The sequence below is a fragment of the Enterobacter sp. 01-M-02-SI-ECC genome, assembly GCF_047530595.1.
GTDB classification, from domain to species: domain Bacteria; phylum Pseudomonadota; class Gammaproteobacteria; order Enterobacterales; family Enterobacteriaceae; genus Enterobacter; species Enterobacter cloacae_M.
The window spans coordinates 275,786-291,890 of sequence record NZ_JBLKCZ010000002.1; the positions used below are offsets into that span (position 1 = coordinate 275,786).

General features: G+C 51.4%; 17 protein-coding genes and 1 other annotated feature. Of the genes, 7 read left to right on the plus strand and 10 right to left on the minus strand.

The genetic code is table 11. The annotated features are described in order from the left end of the window. Window positions 1-56: 56 nt before the first annotated feature. From ACMWLG_RS04410 to ugd, 5 genes are all read left to right on the plus strand, one after another. The gene (locus ACMWLG_RS04410) at window positions 57-1,277 is read left to right on the plus strand and encodes an O-antigen polymerase (protein ID WP_045620651.1); all 1,221 of its coding nucleotides are present in this window, start codon (window positions 57-59) and stop codon (window positions 1,275-1,277) included. Then, window positions 1,246-2,112 (plus strand): glycosyltransferase, encoded by an 867-nt coding sequence (locus ACMWLG_RS04415; protein WP_045403068.1) that lies wholly within the window; start codon window positions 1,246-1,248, stop codon window positions 2,110-2,112. Before ACMWLG_RS04410 ends, ACMWLG_RS04415 begins: the two co-directional genes overlap by 32 nt. Window positions 2,113-2,176: 64 nt before the next feature. Further along, on the plus strand, window positions 2,177-2,635 hold the full coding sequence (locus ACMWLG_RS04420) for an acyltransferase (protein ID WP_045620649.1): 459 nt from the start codon (window positions 2,177-2,179) through the stop codon (window positions 2,633-2,635). 164 nt (window positions 2,636-2,799) lie between these two features. Then, window positions 2,800-4,206, plus strand: a complete 1,407-nt coding sequence (gene gndA / locus ACMWLG_RS04425; RefSeq protein ID WP_028013772.1) for an NADP-dependent phosphogluconate dehydrogenase — start codon at window positions 2,800-2,802, stop codon at window positions 4,204-4,206. A gap of 225 nt (window positions 4,207-4,431) precedes the next feature. After that, window positions 4,432-5,598: a UDP-glucose 6-dehydrogenase gene (ugd, locus tag ACMWLG_RS04430; RefSeq protein ID WP_045403072.1), complete on the plus strand. Its 1,167-nt coding sequence runs from the start codon at window positions 4,432-4,434 to the stop codon at window positions 5,596-5,598. 51 nt (window positions 5,599-5,649) lie between these two features. On the opposite strand, the gene ACMWLG_RS04435 is transcribed toward ugd, so the two are convergent. Next, window positions 5,650-6,654, minus strand: a complete 1,005-nt coding sequence (locus ACMWLG_RS04435; protein ID WP_045403074.1) for an NAD-dependent epimerase — start codon at window positions 6,652-6,654, stop codon at window positions 5,650-5,652. A 192-nt stretch (window positions 6,655-6,846) separates the two neighbouring features. Between ACMWLG_RS04435 and wzzB the strand changes: the two genes are divergently transcribed. Next, window positions 6,847-7,827: an LPS O-antigen chain length determinant protein WzzB gene (gene wzzB, locus ACMWLG_RS04440; protein WP_045403077.1), complete on the plus strand. Its 981-nt coding sequence runs from the start codon at window positions 6,847-6,849 to the stop codon at window positions 7,825-7,827. Window positions 7,828-7,867: 40 nt separating this feature from the next. Here wzzB and hisIE read toward each other — a convergent pair whose 3' ends face one another. The 9 genes from hisIE to hisL all read right to left on the minus strand — a co-directional run bounded on the left by hisIE (window position 7,868) and on the right by hisL (window position 15,087). Further along, complete coding sequence (hisIE, locus tag ACMWLG_RS04445; protein ID WP_045403080.1) at window positions 7,868-8,479, minus strand: bifunctional phosphoribosyl-AMP cyclohydrolase/phosphoribosyl-ATP diphosphatase HisIE; 612 nt, start codon at window positions 8,477-8,479, stop codon at window positions 7,868-7,870. Beyond that, window positions 8,473-9,249, minus strand: a complete 777-nt coding sequence (hisF, locus tag ACMWLG_RS04450; protein WP_023330862.1) for an imidazole glycerol phosphate synthase subunit HisF — start codon at window positions 9,247-9,249, stop codon at window positions 8,473-8,475. The genes hisIE and hisF overlap by 7 nt, the downstream gene beginning before the upstream one ends. Continuing rightward, on the minus strand, window positions 9,231-9,968 hold the full coding sequence (gene hisA / locus ACMWLG_RS04455) for a 1-(5-phosphoribosyl)-5-[(5-phosphoribosylamino)methylideneamino]imidazole-4-carboxamide isomerase (protein ID WP_045403084.1): 738 nt from the start codon (window positions 9,966-9,968) through the stop codon (window positions 9,231-9,233). Before hisA ends, hisF begins: the two co-directional genes overlap by 19 nt. Further along, window positions 9,968-10,558 (minus strand): imidazole glycerol phosphate synthase subunit HisH, encoded by a 591-nt coding sequence (gene hisH, locus ACMWLG_RS04460; protein WP_023312368.1) that lies wholly within the window; start codon window positions 10,556-10,558, stop codon window positions 9,968-9,970. The genes hisA and hisH overlap by 1 nt, the downstream gene beginning before the upstream one ends. Continuing rightward, window positions 10,558-11,625, minus strand: coding sequence for a bifunctional histidinol-phosphatase/imidazoleglycerol-phosphate dehydratase HisB (gene hisB, locus ACMWLG_RS04465; protein ID WP_045620647.1), 1,068 nt, complete (start codon window positions 11,623-11,625; stop codon window positions 10,558-10,560). Before hisB ends, hisH begins: the two co-directional genes overlap by 1 nt. Beyond that, window positions 11,622-12,683 carry a histidinol-phosphate transaminase gene (hisC, locus tag ACMWLG_RS04470; RefSeq protein ID WP_045356756.1) on the minus strand — a complete coding sequence of 354 codons (1,062 nt, stop codon included), beginning with the start codon at window positions 12,681-12,683 and terminating at the stop codon, window positions 11,622-11,624. Before hisC ends, hisB begins: the two co-directional genes overlap by 4 nt. Continuing rightward, window positions 12,680-13,984: a histidinol dehydrogenase gene (gene hisD / locus ACMWLG_RS04475; RefSeq protein WP_045403243.1), complete on the minus strand. Its 1,305-nt coding sequence runs from the start codon at window positions 13,982-13,984 to the stop codon at window positions 12,680-12,682. Before hisD ends, hisC begins: the two co-directional genes overlap by 4 nt. Window positions 13,985-13,989: 5 nt before the next feature. Beyond that, window positions 13,990-14,889 (minus strand): ATP phosphoribosyltransferase, encoded by a 900-nt coding sequence (gene hisG, locus ACMWLG_RS04480; protein ID WP_000886595.1) that lies wholly within the window; start codon window positions 14,887-14,889, stop codon window positions 13,990-13,992. A gap of 45 nt (window positions 14,890-14,934) precedes the next feature. Next, window positions 14,935-15,058 (minus strand) — a sequence feature (His leader region). Further along, complete coding sequence (gene hisL, locus ACMWLG_RS04485; protein ID WP_109267079.1) at window positions 15,034-15,087, minus strand: his operon leader peptide; 54 nt, start codon at window positions 15,085-15,087, stop codon at window positions 15,034-15,036. (Overlaps the previous feature by 25 nt.) 175 nt (window positions 15,088-15,262) lie before the next feature. Between hisL and ACMWLG_RS04490 the strand changes: the two genes are divergently transcribed. Then, complete coding sequence (locus ACMWLG_RS04490) at window positions 15,263-16,087, plus strand: SDR family oxidoreductase (protein WP_045403090.1); 825 nt, start codon at window positions 15,263-15,265, stop codon at window positions 16,085-16,087. The last annotated feature ends 18 nt before the right edge of the window (window positions 16,088-16,105 follow it).

Here is a 16,105-nt window from a genome sequence, read left to right on the forward strand (position 1 = left end):
CTTTGTTAATCTGTTTTTTTCTCTTCTTATTGTCTAACAGAAAAGTAAAAAACATTATGGATCCATTCCATTTCTTTTATGCATTTACTTATGGTACAGGGTATGCAATAATTTTAATATTGTTTGTTCATGGTTATGTGGATGTTTATTACTTTAGTTATCTACTCTTAAGTGGTTCTGTTTTTTTTATTATGTTTTACTGTTCTTCAAGTACGACAGTGAAATATAAAAAATCTCTTTTTAACAGACTCAGTATTTCTGTCGTAGAACAGGAAGCTTTTCTGGTTAAATTCCTTTCGATAGTTTATATTGTGTTATTTCTTTTTTATTTATCACAAATTTCAGTTACCATGTTTTTCACCTCTCGCTTTGAAGCAAATAGAGGACTTGGTATTATTGTGCGCTTGATGGATGCGCTCCGTGTTATTTTGGCTGGTTGGTACTTTTATTATTATCTTCGCTTCCATAAAAAAAGATATTTTATATCTGCGTTGTTTATTTCCATTATCGGAGCGCTTATCTCAGGTGCAAAGTTTGCCTTCTTAGAACAAATATATGTGCTTTGTGTTGTTGGGTTTATCACCACAAGAAAAACTTTTAGGTTCAACTTAAAATCTCTTTTCCTGATAGTTATAATTGCTATACTCTTTCTATTATTTTCCTTGTATTTTATATCAAAGCTATCAGTTATGATAGGATACACCTCTTCACAGTATATACCGGGTGCGCCAGTTGCAATTGAACTTCTTTTATTGCGAATTCTGGCTAATGGAGACGCTTACTATCTATCCTTGACTGAGCATGTTATAGATAAAATTATTATTGATCATCCTTGGCTTCAGTTACTATCTAATACTTTTGGTAACTCTGTAATGGCTAAGGTTTTTGATATCGACTTTTCAAACTTAGACGTAGGAAGACAGATTTGGTTATACTGGTATCCTAATGATCCAGTGATGCGTGGACCAACTAATCATTTCGATTTGGCTGGGTATGCTTATTTTGGTTATATAGGTGGAGTGGTTTTTTCGGCTGTTATTGGTTATGTTGTCGGGATCATTAATAGCTGGAAGTTGAAATGTGATAACTCATCTGCCTTAATTGTTGCTTTCATATCGGCTTTATATTGTCGCTCGCTTCCTATAATTTACAATCCTTCAGTTGGGATTGCCTATATGATAGATATTTACGCTATTTTATTTTTGTCTCTTGTTTTAATTACTCTTTTTAAAGGTGCCAATAAAAATGCTTACCGGCATAGTGATCGTAACCTATAATTCAAATGTGGAACGTTTAAAGCTAATTTTAAACGCATTGGTTGATGACGGTATAAAATATTTCGTTTCAGATAATTCCACTAGTATGGATAAAAAAGAAGCAATTTATCAGCTTTGTTCTGAATGTAATGCTCAGTTTATCGATATGAAAGGAAACGTCGGGATAGCAAAAGCGCAAAATGTAGGTATTCAGTCTGCTATTGATTATGGATGTGACAATTTACTTCTTCTTGATGACGATAGTATCCCATCAAGCAATATGTTATTCGAATTACTAAAATCGAGAGCTTCGTATGTTGACGCATATGGTAAGTTGCCTGTTATTTGCGCTGATGCGATTGCAGAAGATGGTAGATGCTTATCTCATGTTGGAAAAAAACTGCTTGAGGATGTTTACGTATACCGAGATATCATTAGTTCCGGAACGCTGGTAAGTAATGAGATTTTTGAACTTGTTGGGTTGCATGAAGAACGGCTTTTTATTGACTGCGTTGACTATGAATGGGGTTGGCGTGCTGCAAATCTTGGTGTTGATATAATTCTTTGTAAAAAGGCTGTTTTGAATCATAGGCTTGGCAACGGCAGGGTTAAGGCAATTAACGCTGGATACGGTTCACCTGTACGACATTATTATCAGTACCGTAACATTCTATATATGATGGGCCGAAAGTATGTGCCATCAACATGGAAGCTTTCTCAATTAATCAAATTAATTGTCAAGCCAGTATTGATGATTTTGTTTTTTGATAAAAAAACGCTTAGACTGAAATATGCACTAAGGGGCTTTTTGGATTTTATAAAAAAAAGATATGGCTCTATCGATTGTCAAAAGTAGTGTTTTGACAATCTTTGTTTTTATACATGCCATGACTTTTATTGCTGAATTATGAGAGGGTGAAATGTTTATACACGAGCTTAGCAATGTTAAAAGCAACAAAATAGGAAAGAATACACGTGTTTGGCAATATTCAGTTATCTTGCAAGGTGCCCAAATTGGCGATGATTGTAATATCTGCGCACACACTTTAATTGAAGGTGATGTTATCCTCGGTGATAGAGTTACTATAAAGTCGGGAGTTTATTTATGGGATGGACTCAGAGTTGAGGATGATGTTTTTATCGGCCCATGCGTTTCATTCGCAAACGATCTTTACCCGAAATCTAAAGTTTACCCTGATTCCTTTTTAACCACAGTCATTAAGAAGGGTGCTTCGATTGGAGCTAATGCTACTATCCTTCCCGGGATTACCCTAGGTGAAAATTGCTTGGTAGGTGCAGGTAGTGTAGTCACTAAAGACGTACCTCAAAACGCTGTAGTTGCAGGAAATCCTGCCAAAATACTTCGCTATATCGACTAATCTTTTATGGTTTGGATGCTCCGGAACCGATAGTTGTTATAATTTGTTCAAAAATCTTATAAAGCAATATCTGCTATTCATCGCATCTCTTCCTGAGTTAACATCAACAAAAACATTCCAAGCCGCGCATAAGTCGCGGTGACCACACCTGACAGGAGTATGTAATGTCCAAGCAACAGATCGGCGTTGTCGGTATGGCAGTGATGGGGCGCAACCTGGCGCTCAACATCGAAAGCCGTGGTTATACCGTCTCCGTTTTCAACCGCTCCCGTGATAAGACTGAAGAAGTGATTGCCGAAAACCCAGGCAAGAAACTCGTTCCTTTCTATACGGTAAAAGAATTTGTTGAGTCTCTGGAAACGCCTCGTCGAATCCTGCTAATGGTGAAAGCGGGCGCAGGTACCGATGCAGCTATTGACTCCCTGAAGCCTTACCTCGAAAAAGGCGACATCATCATTGATGGTGGTAACACCTTCTTCCAGGACACCATTCGCCGTAACCGTGAATTGTCCGCTGAAGGCTTCAACTTCATCGGTACCGGCGTTTCCGGCGGTGAAGAGGGCGCGCTGAAAGGCCCATCTATCATGCCTGGCGGCCAGAAAGAAGCATACGAACTGGTAGCGCCTATTCTGACCAAAATCGCTGCTGTTGCTGAAGATGGCGAGCCGTGTGTGACCTATATCGGTCCGGACGGTGCGGGTCACTATGTCAAAATGGTGCACAACGGCATCGAATACGGCGATATGCAGCTGATTGCAGAAGCATACTCCCTGCTGAAAGGCGGCCTGAATCTCTCTAACGAAGAGCTGGCTGAAACCTTTACCGAGTGGAATAAAGGCGAGCTGAACAGCTACCTGATCGACATCACCAAAGATATCTTCACGAAGAAAGATGAAGAAGGTAAATACCTGGTTGATGTGATCCTGGATGAAGCAGCGAACAAAGGTACCGGTAAATGGACCAGCCAGAGCTCTCTGGATCTGGGCGAGCCGCTGTCTCTGATCACCGAATCCGTCTTTGCGCGTTATATCTCTTCTCTGAAAGAGCAGCGCGTTGCGGCTTCTAAAGTGCTGTCAGGCCCACAGGCTAAACCAGCCGGTGACAAAGCTGAGTTCGTCGAGAAAGTTCGTCGCGCCCTGTACCTGGGTAAAATCGTCTCCTACGCCCAGGGCTTCTCACAGCTGCGTGCGGCGTCTGACGAGAATAACTGGGACCTGAACTACGGCGAGATCGCGAAGATCTTCCGCGCGGGTTGCATCATTCGTGCGCAGTTCCTGCAGAAAATCACCGATGCCTATGCTGAAAACGCAGGTATCGCTAACCTTCTGCTGGCACCGTACTTTAAGAAGATTGCAGACGAGTACCAGCAGGCGCTGCGTGACGTGGTTGCCTACGCTGTACAGAACGGTATCCCGGTTCCAACCTTCTCCGCTGCGGTGGCGTATTACGATAGCTACCGCGCTGCCGTTCTGCCTGCCAACCTGATTCAGGCACAGCGTGACTATTTCGGCGCGCATACTTACAAGCGCACGGATAAAGAAGGCGTGTTCCACACCGAATGGATGGAATAAGTTAACTTACTCGCTTTCATCAAACCCGGAGCCTGTCTCCGGGTTTTTTTATGCAAAAAATGCCGCGCATTATTCGAAGTAGTCTGAATCTCATCCCCCTCGTTGTGATTACTCCTGGTTTGCCTTGACAGTGCTGTTTGCCAGGAGGTACAAAGCCCAACAGTTATGTTTATCGCGATGGTCTGCCGGCCATCAATACAGTTAACTAAAAGAAGTCATTAGCGAATGAAAATAACAATTTCCGGAACAGGGTATGTCGGTCTTTCTAACGGCATTCTGATTGCTCAGAACCATGAAGTGGTTGCGCTGGATATCGTGCAGGCCAAAGTGGATATGCTCAATCAGAAGAAATCGCCGATTGTCGACAAAGAAATCCAGGACTATCTCAGCAACAAACCGCTGAATTTCCGCGCCACGACAGATAAAGAAGATGCATACCGCGATGCGGATTACGTCATCATTGCGACGCCTACTGACTACGATCCAAAAACCAATTACTTCAACACCTCAACCGTAGAAGCGGTTATCAAAGATGTTATTGCGATTAATCCTGATGCGGTGATGGTTATTAAATCGACCATTCCTGTCGGCTTTACCAAATCCATCAAAGAAAAGTTTGGTATTGATAATATCTTCTTCTCGCCAGAGTTCCTGCGTGAGGGGAGAGCGCTTTACGATAACCTGCATCCTTCCCGTATCGTTATTGGCGAACGTTCTGAGCGCGCTGAACGCTTTGCCGCACTGCTGCAGGAAGGCGCAGTGAAGAAAGATATTCCGGTGCTGTTTACGGACTCCACCGAAGCGGAGGCGATTAAGCTTTTCGCAAACACCTATCTGGCAATGCGAGTCGCGTACTTCAATGAGCTCGACAGCTACGCAGAAAGTCTTGGGCTGAACACCCGCCAGATTATTGAAGGGGTTTGCCTCGACCCGCGTATTGGCAACCACTATAACAACCCGTCATTTGGCTACGGTGGCTATTGCCTGCCAAAAGATACCAAGCAGCTGCTGGCAAACTACCAGGCTGTGCCGAATAACCTGATATCGGCGATTGTTGACGCTAACCGGACGCGTAAAGATTTCATCTCCGATTCTATTCTTGCGCGCCAGCCGAAAGTGGTCGGCGTGTACCGTCTGATCATGAAGAGCGGTTCCGATAACTTCCGCGCCTCTTCCATTCAGGGGATCATGAAGCGCATCAAGGCGAAAGGCGTTGAGGTTATTATTTATGAACCGGCCATGCAGGAAGATCAGTTCTTCAATTCCCGCCTGATCCGCGATCTGGATGCTTTTAAGAAGGAAGCGGATGTCATCATCTCGAACCGCATGGCCGAAGAGCTGGCTGACGTCGCTGACAAAGTCTATACCCGCGATCTGTTCGGTAGCGACTAATTCTATTACGTTAAAATAAAAAACCCGGCTGATTTGCCGGGTTTTTTATTTTCAGACCTTATAAAACTCGCGGTACCAGTCAACGAAGTTCTTCACGCCGTCTTTAACCGAGGTTTGCGGTTTGAAACCGATCACGTCATAGAGCGCTTTAGTATCTGCGCTGGTTTCCAGTACGTCCCCTGGCTGGAGAGGCAGCATGTTTTTCTCCGCTTTTTTACCCAGCGCGTCTTCCAGCGCGGTAATGTAATCCATAAGTTCTACTGGCGAACTGTTACCGATGTTGTAAACGCGGTAAGGTGCTGAACTGGTTGCCGGTGAGCCAGTCTCGACGGTCCAGTTTGCGTCAGGATGGGGAATAACATCCTGCAGGCGGATAATTGCTTCAGCGATATCATCGATGTAGGTGAAATCGCGCTTCATCTTGCCGTAGTTATAGACATCGATGCTTTTGCCTTCAATCATCGCCTTAGTAAACTTAAACAGCGCCATGTCCGGGCGTCCCCACGGACCGTATACGGTAAAGAAGCGCAGTCCGGTGGTCGGCAGGTTGTAGAGATGCGAATAGGTGTGCGACATCAGCTCATTGGCTTTTTTGGTCGCGGCATAGAGTGAAACCGGGTGATCTACGGAATCGTCAGTGGAGAAGGGCATCTTACGGTTGAGGCCATATACGGAGCTGGATGAGGCATACAGCAAATGCTGAACGTGGTTATGGCGGCAGCCTTCCAGCACGTTGAGGTGGCCAATAAGGTTGGCATCGGCGTACGCATGCGGATTTTCCAGGGAGTAGCGTACGCCTGCCTGTGCGGCCAGGTGAATAACGCGATCGAACTTCTCGTCAGCGAAAAGCGCAGCCATACCTTCCCGGTCAGCTAATTCCATCTTGTGGAAGGTGAATCGCTCAGATTGTAGCCGTTCCAGACGTGCCAGCTTTAAATTAACATCGTAATAGTCGTTCAGGTTATCAATACCGACAACCTCATGACCGCCCTCAATGAGGCGTTTGCTGACATTCGAACCGATAAAACCCGCTGCACCCGTTACCAGAAATTTCATATCTTTCCTCAAATACCCAACGCTTACAGATGCGATAACGCATCACATGGTGACTATGATAGCGCGAAGGGGGTGAGTTACATAACGCATCTTTCCGATATAACTCATCGGATTCTTATAGAAAAATCCCCAGCAATAGATAAACTATGAAAACACAATTATGTTTGCCCTTTTTCATCTGTTAGGGAATGTATGACGCACAACAACAATAGCCAGGTCATCCGAAGCAATGACCCTGAGCAAATTGATTTACTTGATTTAATGCTGCAGCTGTGGCGTGGGAAGTGGATGATAGCAACGTTTGTTGTTGTTTTTATTACACTTGCTGTCGGTTATCTTACTTTCGCGAAAGAAAAGTGGACCTCAAGCGCAATTATTGCGCAACCTGATGTCGCTCAAATTGCAACATATTCTAATGCGTTGAATATCCTCTACGGTAGCGCTGCACCCTCAATGCTTGATGTTCAAACACGCGCTATTGGTCGTTTCAATTCTTCCTTCTCTGCATTGGCACAGGCACTGGAAAATCAGGACGAACCTGAAAAACTGACAATCGAGCCTGCTGTTAAAGGGGAATCGCTCCCGTTGAGTGTTTCCTATACCAGTACTTCCGCAGAAGCGGCGCAGAAGCAGCTTGCGCAATATATCCAGCAGGTTGATGAGCAAACTTCCAAAGAGCTCACGGTTGACCTGCAAAACAGCATCAAAGAGCAGATTAAAACCCTGAACGATTCTCTGGTAAACCAGGAGAAGGTCGCTCAGGAGCAGAAAGACCTGCGTATTAAACAAATTACCGAAGCGCTGAAAAACGCTGAGGCGGCGAAAATCTCCTCGCCACAGATTCAACAAACTCAGGATGTGACACAGGAAACAATGTTCCTCCTGGGAAGCGTAGGGCTGAAATCGATGATTGAAAACGAAGCCTCTCGTCCCCTGGTCTTTTCTGCTGCATACTATCAGACCAGGCAAAACCTGCTGGACATCCAAAACCTGAACGTAAAGCCGGACACAATACACGTCTACCGTTACGTCATGAAACCGGATCTGCCCGTTCGTCGTGACAGCCCGAAAAAAGCCATTGTGCTGATCCTTGCCGTGCTGCTGGGCGGAATGATTGGTTCCGGTGTGGTATTAGGGCGTAACGCATTACGCAACTATAAGCCAAAAGCCTGATTTGCAGATCAAAAAAAACCGGGGAAAATCCCCGGTTTTTTTATTTATGACGCTTTCGTAGATTCTCAATCACCGCCGTCAAATCCAGTTCCTGATCCTGCAGCAGCACCAGCAGGTGATACATCAAATCCGACGCTTCATTCGTCAACTCTTCCCGGTCGTGTACGGTCGCGGCCAGCGCCGTCTCAACGCCTTCTTCACCCACCTTCTGCGCAATACGCTTAGTCCCGCTGGCATACAGCTTCGCGGTATAGGAGCTCTCAGGATCCGCAGATTTACGCTCCGCCAGGAGTTGCTCAAGCTGATACAGGAACAGCCACTGGTGGCTCGCCTCGCCGAAGCAGCTGCTGGTGCCCTTATGGCAGGTTGGTCCGATCGGATTGGCCAGCACCAGGAGGGTGTCGTTATCGCAGTCTGGCGTCATGCTGACCACGTTCAGGAAGTGCCCCGAGGTTTCCCCTTTGGTCCACAGGCGCTGCTTCGTGCGCGAGAAAAACGTCACTTTGCCGCTGTCGATTGTTTTTGCCAGCGCGTCCTGGTTCATGTATCCCAGCATCAGCACTTCGCCTGAGACGGCATGCTGTACAACCACCGGCAATAATCCGTCAGTTTTTTCCCAGTCCAGCTGCGCCTGTTGTTGCTCTGTTAACATACCCTGATCTCCACGCCCTGGTCGGCCAGGTACGTTTTTAACTCGCCAATATTAATAATCTGTTTGTGGAACACGGACGCGGCCAGCGCGCCGTCGACGTTCGCATCGCGGAAGGCTTCCAGGAAGTGTTCCATGGTGCCCGCGCCGCCGGAGGCAATCAGCGGAACGTGGCACACCGCGCGAACTTTCTTCAGCTGCTCGAGATCGTAACCGTTACGCACGCCGTCCTGGTTCATCATGTTCAGCACAATCTCACCTGCGCCGCGCTTCTGCACTTCCTGCACCCAGTCGAGCGTTTCCCACTGCGTCACGCGCGTGCGGCTTTCATCCCCGGTGTACTGGTTTACGTGGTACTTGCCCGTTGCGGCGTCATACCAGGTGTCGATCCCAACCACAATGCACTGCACGCCAAAACGATCTGCAAGGCGGGTAATGAGCTCCGGGTCGGCCAGGGCAGGGGAGTTGATAGAAATCTTATCGGCGCCAAAGGAGAGAATTTTGGCGGCGTCGTCAGCGGACTTAATCCCGCCCGCCACGCAGAATGGAATGTCGATCACTTCCGCCACGCGTGCCACCCAGCTTTTGTCGACCACGCGGCCATCGCTGGAAGCGGTGATATCATAAAAGACCAGCTCGTCGGCGCCTTCATCGGCATAGCGTTTTGCCAGCGGAACGATGTCGCCAATGATCTCGTGGTTGCGGAACTGCACGCCTTTCACCACCTGGCCGTCACGCACGTCCAGGCAAGGGATTATCCGTTTTGCCAGCATTGAATCGCCTCCGTCACCGTAAATTTGCCTTCCAGTAAGGCCCGTCCCACAATCACGCCCTGCACACCGGTACCGCGCAGCGCGGCCACGTCGCCAATATCACCGATACCGCCAGAAGACTGGAATGCCACCTGCGGATAACGCGCACAGACCTCTTCGTACAGCGAAACGTTAGAACCGGCCAGCGTGCCATCGCGGGAGATATCCGTGCACAGCACGTGCTTCAGGCCGACGGGAAGATAAATATCGACCAGCTCTTCCAGCGTTACGCCGGAGTTTTCCTGCCAACCGCTAACGGCCACCTGCTTGTTACCCTGTTCATCAATACGAACGTCCAGCGCCAGGACCAGGGCATCGGCGCCAAAGCGGCGGAACCAGCCTTTCACGGCCTCAGGATCTTTCACGGCGGTTGAACCCACCACTACGCGGGCCACGCCAGCGTCCAGCAGTGCCGCAACGTCATCTTCCGTACGCACGCCGCCGCCGACCTGGACGGGCACATCAACACCCGCAACAAGTTGTTTAAGCAGCGGGATCTGGCGTTTCGCCGGGTCTTTCGCGCCCGTTAAATCCACCAGGTGCAGTACCTGCGCACCCTGAGCGGCATAATCCTGCAGACGCGGCAGCGGGTCGTTTCCGTAGTCGCGCTGCTGGCCGTAATCGCCCTGATGCAGACGGACAACCGTACCGTCAATTAAATCTAATGCGGGAATAATCATCACATCTCCAGGAAGTTTTTCAGCAGCTGCGCGCCTGCGGCGCCAGAGCGCTCCGGGTGAAACTGCACGCCGAAGAAATTGTCTTTCTGTACGGCCGCCGTGAACGCCTCGCCGTAGGTGCACTGAGCGATCGTATTCACGTTCACCGGCATGGCGTAGCTGTGCACGAAGTAAAAATACGCGCCGTCTTCGATGCCGCGAAACAGCCGGTCGCCCGCTTTGGCGTAAACGCGGTTCCAGCCCATATGCGGCAGAGGCAGGCCGCGATCGGTCATTTTCGGCACGTCTTCATCAATAATGCCCAGCAGGTCGACGCCGTTGCTCTCTTCGCTGCGGCGGCCCAGGATCTGCATGCCCAGACAAATGCCCAGCACCGGCTGGGTACAGGCTTTGATCAGGTCGACCAGCTCGCGTTCGCGAATCTGATCCATCGCCGCCTGCGCGGTGCCCACGCCCGGTAAAAAGAGTTTGTCGGCGCGCAGCACCACGTCCGGGTCACGGCTCACCGCCGGCTCATAGCCGTGGCGCGCAATCGCCGATTTGACGGAGTTCAGGTTGGCGCATCCGGTATCCAGAATGACCACGTTCATTACAGCACTCCTTTCGACGAGGGAAGGGTGTCACCTTCTACGCGAATTGCCTGACGAAGGGTACGGCCAAAGGCTTTGAAGAGGCTCTCCACGCGGTGGTGGTCGTTCTTGCCCTTGGTCTTCAGGTGCAGCGTCAGGCCCATGGTGTAGGACAGTGAGCGGAAGAAGTGCTCCACCATTTCGGTGCTCAGATCGCCCACGCGCTGGTAGGTGAAATCAGCTTTGTATTCCAAGTGCGGACGGCCGGAGATGTCCATCGCGCAGCGCGCCAGACACTCATCCATCGGCAGGACAAAGCCGAAACGGTTAATGCCGCGCTTGTCGCCGAGCGCCAGCTTCAGGGCTTCACCCAGCGCCAGGCCGGTATCTTCTACGGTGTGGTGATCGTCTATATAGAGATCGCCTTTTACCGTAATTTCCATGCGGAAACCGCCGTGGGTGGCAATCTGGTCCAGCATGTGGTCGAAGAAACCGACGCCGGTGTGGATCTTGCTGCCGCCTTCACGGTCCAGCCAGACCTTCACATCAATCTGCGTCTCTTTGGTGTTGCGCTCAACGTGGGAATAGCGGTCGCGTTTTGTCAGCTGCTCGCCAATCTTCACCCAGTTAAGGTTGTAACGGTCGTAGCGCAGCCCCGCGATGCCCATGTTTTCCGCCAGCGTAATATCGGTGATGCGATCGCCGATAACATAGCTGTTGGTTTTATCCAGCGCATCTTCAGCCAGATAGCGCTCTACCAGCTTCACCTTTGGCTTACGGCAGTCGCACTCGTCGGCCGGCATGTGCGGGCAAATCAGCACTTCATCAAATACCACGCCCTGAGAGGTCAGCACCTGCATCATCAGATTATGCGGGCCGTCAAAGTCTGCCTGCGGGAAGCTGTCGGTACCCAGACCATCCTGGTTGGTGATCATTACCAGCTTAAAGCATGCTTTTTGCAGCTTGAGCAGAACCGGGATCACGTCCGGCTCAAAAGCCAGCTTGTCGAATCGGTCGACCTGAAAATCGGCTGGTGGCTCCGAAATAAGGGTGCCGTCACGATCGATGAAAAGGATCTTCTGGGTCATACTTTCTCCGCTTTCAGGGCGTCAATCACGCGCTGGCTCTCTGCATGTGTGCCTACGGTAATGCGTAGGCACCCGCTCAGGGAAGGTTGTTTATTCTGGTCTCGTAAGATAATGCCCTGATCCCATAAAGATTTAAATACGGCACTCGATGCGGTGAAGCGCACCAGGATGTAGTTAGTTTCCGAGTCGAATACCTGCTCCACGCAAGGGATATCCTTCAGGGCGGTCACCAGATACTGACGTTCCTCCAGGATTTGCGCCACGCGCTCGCGCATCGCGTTGATCCCCTGTGGCGTCAGCGCTTGTGCCGCAATATCGGCAACCGGCGTCGAGAGCGGGTACGGGGCGATCACTTTCAGCAGCAGGTCGATGACCTCTTTATTCGCCAGGGTGAATCCGCAGCGCAGACCCGCAAGGGCAAAGGCTTTTGACAGCGTACGCAGCACGACCAGGTGCGGATACTCTTCCAGCCAGCCAGCCAGCGTCGCCTGCGGGCAGAACTCGATGTAGGCTTCGTCGGCAACCACCAGCGCTTTACCGCGCGTCATCTCCAGCAGGGTGCGAATATCCTGCGGGTTGATAATCTGTCCGGTCGGGTTGTTCGGGCTACAGACAAAGACAACTTTTACGCCATCGAGATTGTCGGCAATGCCCTGCAGATCCAGCTGCCAGTTCTCCAGCGCCTGCACGTTGCGGCACGCCACGCCGAAGGTTTCCGCGCTGACGCTGTACATACCGTAGGTCGGCTGGCAGTACATCACCGCGTCTTTGCCCGGTTCGCAGAAGGCGCGGATCAGTAGTTCAATGCCCTCATCAGCGCCGCGACTGACCAGCACCTGCTCCGGCTTCACGCCAGCATACTGCGCGTAGTTTTCAATCACGGCCTTCGGCTGACACTCCGGATAGCGGTTCAGCGTTTGCTGCGACAGCTCAAACTGCACCGCCGTCGGGAATTCGTTGGCGTTCAGCCAGACATCTCCTTTGCCTCCCAGACGACGCGCGGACTGATAAGGCGTCAGGCGACGGACATTTTCGCGGGCTAACTCTTCAATGTTCATGCTTGCTCCTTCAGGGCTGCAACGCGCAGCGTAACGGCATTTTTGTGGGCGGTCAGCCGCTCGGCGGCGGCCAGGGTTTCAATAGTAGACGCCAGTGACGCAAAACCTTCGCGGGAGAGCTCCTGCACGGTCATGCGTTTCTGGAAATCCGCCAGGCCCAGGCTCGAACAGGTAGAGGTGTAGCCATACGTAGGCAGCACGTGGTTGGTGCCGGAGGCGTAATCGCCCGCGGACTCCGGTGACCAGTCGCCGAGGAACACCGAGCCCGCGCTGGTAATGCTGTCAACCAGGTCGCGCGCGTTGCGGGTCTGAATGATCAGGTGTTCCGGGCCGTACTGGTTGGAGATGGTAATACACTGGTCAATGTCGCGCGCCACAATCAGGCGGCTGGCCGCTAGCGCCTGGCGTGCCGTGTCGGCGCGGGGCAGGTCGGCAAGCTGACGCTCCACGGCTTCGCCCACGCGTTTCGCCATATCGGCATCCGGCGTCAGCAGGATGACCTGCGAGTCCGGACCGTGTTCCGCCTGAGAAAGCAGGTCGGAGGCGACGAAGTCCGGCGTTGCGCCGCTGTCAGCAATCACCAGCACCTCAGACGGACCGGCAGGCATATCGATGGCCGCGCCGTCCAGACGCTGGCTGACCTGGCGCTTGGCTTCGGTTACATACGCATTGCCCGGACCAAAAATTTTGTCGACCTTCGGAATGGATTCCGTGCCGAACGCCAGGGCCGAAATCGCCTGCGCCCCACCCACTTTATAGACCGCCTGCACGCCGCACAGCTTCGCCGCGTAGAGGATCTCGTCGGCAATCGGTGGCGGCGAGCACAGCACCACTTTCTGACACCCGGCAATCCGCGCGGGAGTCGCCAGCATCAGTACGGTGGAGAAAAGCGGCGCAGAGCCGCCGGGAATATAGAGGCCGACGGACGCAACCGGGCGCGTTACCTGCTGACAACGCACGCCGGGTAGGGTTTCGACATCCACGGTCTGCAGCTTTTGCGCGTTGTGGAAGGTATCAATGTTTTTCACCGCAACAGCCATGGCCTGCTTGATGTCGTCACCCAGACGATTGCTGGCATCAATGATTTCCTGCTCGGTAACCTGTAATGCACCGACTTCCGTCTTATCAAACTTCGCGCTGTATTCACGCAGCGCGTCATCGCCGCGGGCTTTGACGTTATCCAGGATCTCCGCCACGGTGCGTGAGATGCTTTCTGAGGCGGAAATCGCCGGGCGCATCAGCAGCTCGCGCTTCTGTGCGTCGCTACAGTTATTCCAGTCGATGATTGTGTTAAAGCTCATGGCCATTACTCCATCATCTTCTCAATAGGCAGCACCAGGATGGAGCTTGCGCCCAGCGCTTTCAGTTTTTCCATGGTTTCCCAGAACAGGGTTTCGCTGCTCACCATGTGCATCGCCACGCGCTGCTGATCGCCCGCCAGCGGCAGGATGGTTGGGCGCTCGGCGCCCGGCAGGAGGGCAATCACTTCATCCAGACGCTCGGTTGGGGCGTGCATCATGATGTATTTAGACTCACGCGCCTGAATCACGCCCTGAATACGGGTCAGCAATTTGTCGATCAGCTGCTGTTTGGCGTCGGCCATCTCGCCGTCACGCTGAATCAGGCACGCTTTAGAGCGGTAGATCACTTCCACTTCGCGCAGACCATTCGCTTCCAGCGTCGCCCCGGTAGAGACGAGGTCACAGATGGCGTCCGCCAGACCCGCACGCGGCGCCACTTCAACGGAGCCGTTCAGCAGGCAGGATTTAAACTGCACGCCTTTCTGGTCGAGATAACGCTTTAACAGGTGAGGGTAAGAGGTGGCAATACGTTTGCCGTTCAGCGCGGCCGGGCCGTCCCACGCTTCGTCAACCGGCGTAGCCAGGGACAGGCGGCAGCCGCCGAAGTCCAGACGACGCAGTGTGAAGTAACGCGGATCTTCGCCCTGCGCGCGGCGGGTCAGCAGCTCTTCTTCCAGCACGTTTTCCCCGATAATGCCGAGGTCAACGACGCCATCCATGACCAGGCCTGGAATATCGTCATCACGCACGCGCAGAATGTCGATGGGCATGTTTTCAGCCAGAGCAATCAGGCGCTGGGTGTGCAGGTTAATTTTAATCCCGCAGCGGGCCAGCAGTTCGCGTGAATCGTCGCTCAAACGGCCTGATTTTTGAATAGCTATGCGTAAACGTGAGTTATCTAACATTCTTTATTCCTCGTTAACCTGTTTTAACCTGTCTGAATTCGGTCCAAAAAAAAGCCCCCGGAAGAAGATCTTCCGGGGGCTTTTTCATGCGTTCATGCACCACTGGAAGATCCAAACGTCTTCCAGCACACATCGCCTGAAAGACTAGTCAGGATGATGGTGATGATGGTGGTGGTGTTTAAATTGAACGCGTGTCATATAAATTCTCGATGAATGCTTATTCATTTGATGTCTTTTAACCTAAACCAGTTGTACGACATATTGCAAGGGCTTTTTTTGATCATTAATTCATTTCATATTGATGCTATGAATTGTGTGTTCTGCCGGGCTGGCGTAGCCTTATAAAAGACGAGTAAGAGTCAGGAGAATTCGCATGAAAAAGGTCGCGATTGTCGGTTTAGGATGGCTGGGAATGCCGCTGGCGATGTCATTAGCCGCAAAAGGCTGGCAGGTGACCGGGAGCAAAACCACGGCGGACGGGGTAGAGGCTGCGCGCATGTGCGGTATTGACGGCATTGAACTGCGCCTTGAACCGGAGCTGGTGTGTGATGCTGACGATCTGGACACGCTGATGAACGTCGATGCGCTGGTGATCACGCTCCCCGCGCGGCGCAGTGGCCCGGGCGAGTCGTTTTATCTGCAGGCGATGCAGGAGATCGTCGACAGCGCGCTGGCGCACCATGTTCCGCGTATCATTTTTACCAGCTCGACGTCGGTGTATGGCGAAGTTGAGGGCGTGGTGAAAGAGAGTTCCGAGCGCCGTCCCGTGACGGCGAGCGGTCAGGTTCTGAAAGAGCTGGAAGACTGGCTGCATAATCTTCCCGGAACGCAGGTCGATATTGTACGTCTGGCGGGGCTGGTGGGTCCAGGCCGCCATCCGGGACGCTTTTTTGCCGGTAAATCTGCGCCAGACGGCCAGCATGTCGTCAATCTTGTACATCTTGACGATGTTGTAGGCGCGATTGAGCTACTCTTACAGGCTCCGAAAGGTGGACACATCTATAATATATGTGCACCTTCTCATCCGGCGCGCAGCACGTTTTACCCGCTGATGGCACGTCAGCTGGGCCTGGCGGCGCCGGTTTTCGGTGAGGCAAAGGATGACAGTAAAGGCAAAATTGTTGATGGCAATCGCATTTGTCATGAGCTGGGGTTTGAGTATCAGTATCCCGATCCGCTGGTGATGCCCATGGAATAAGACCCGTAGCGGAGACGA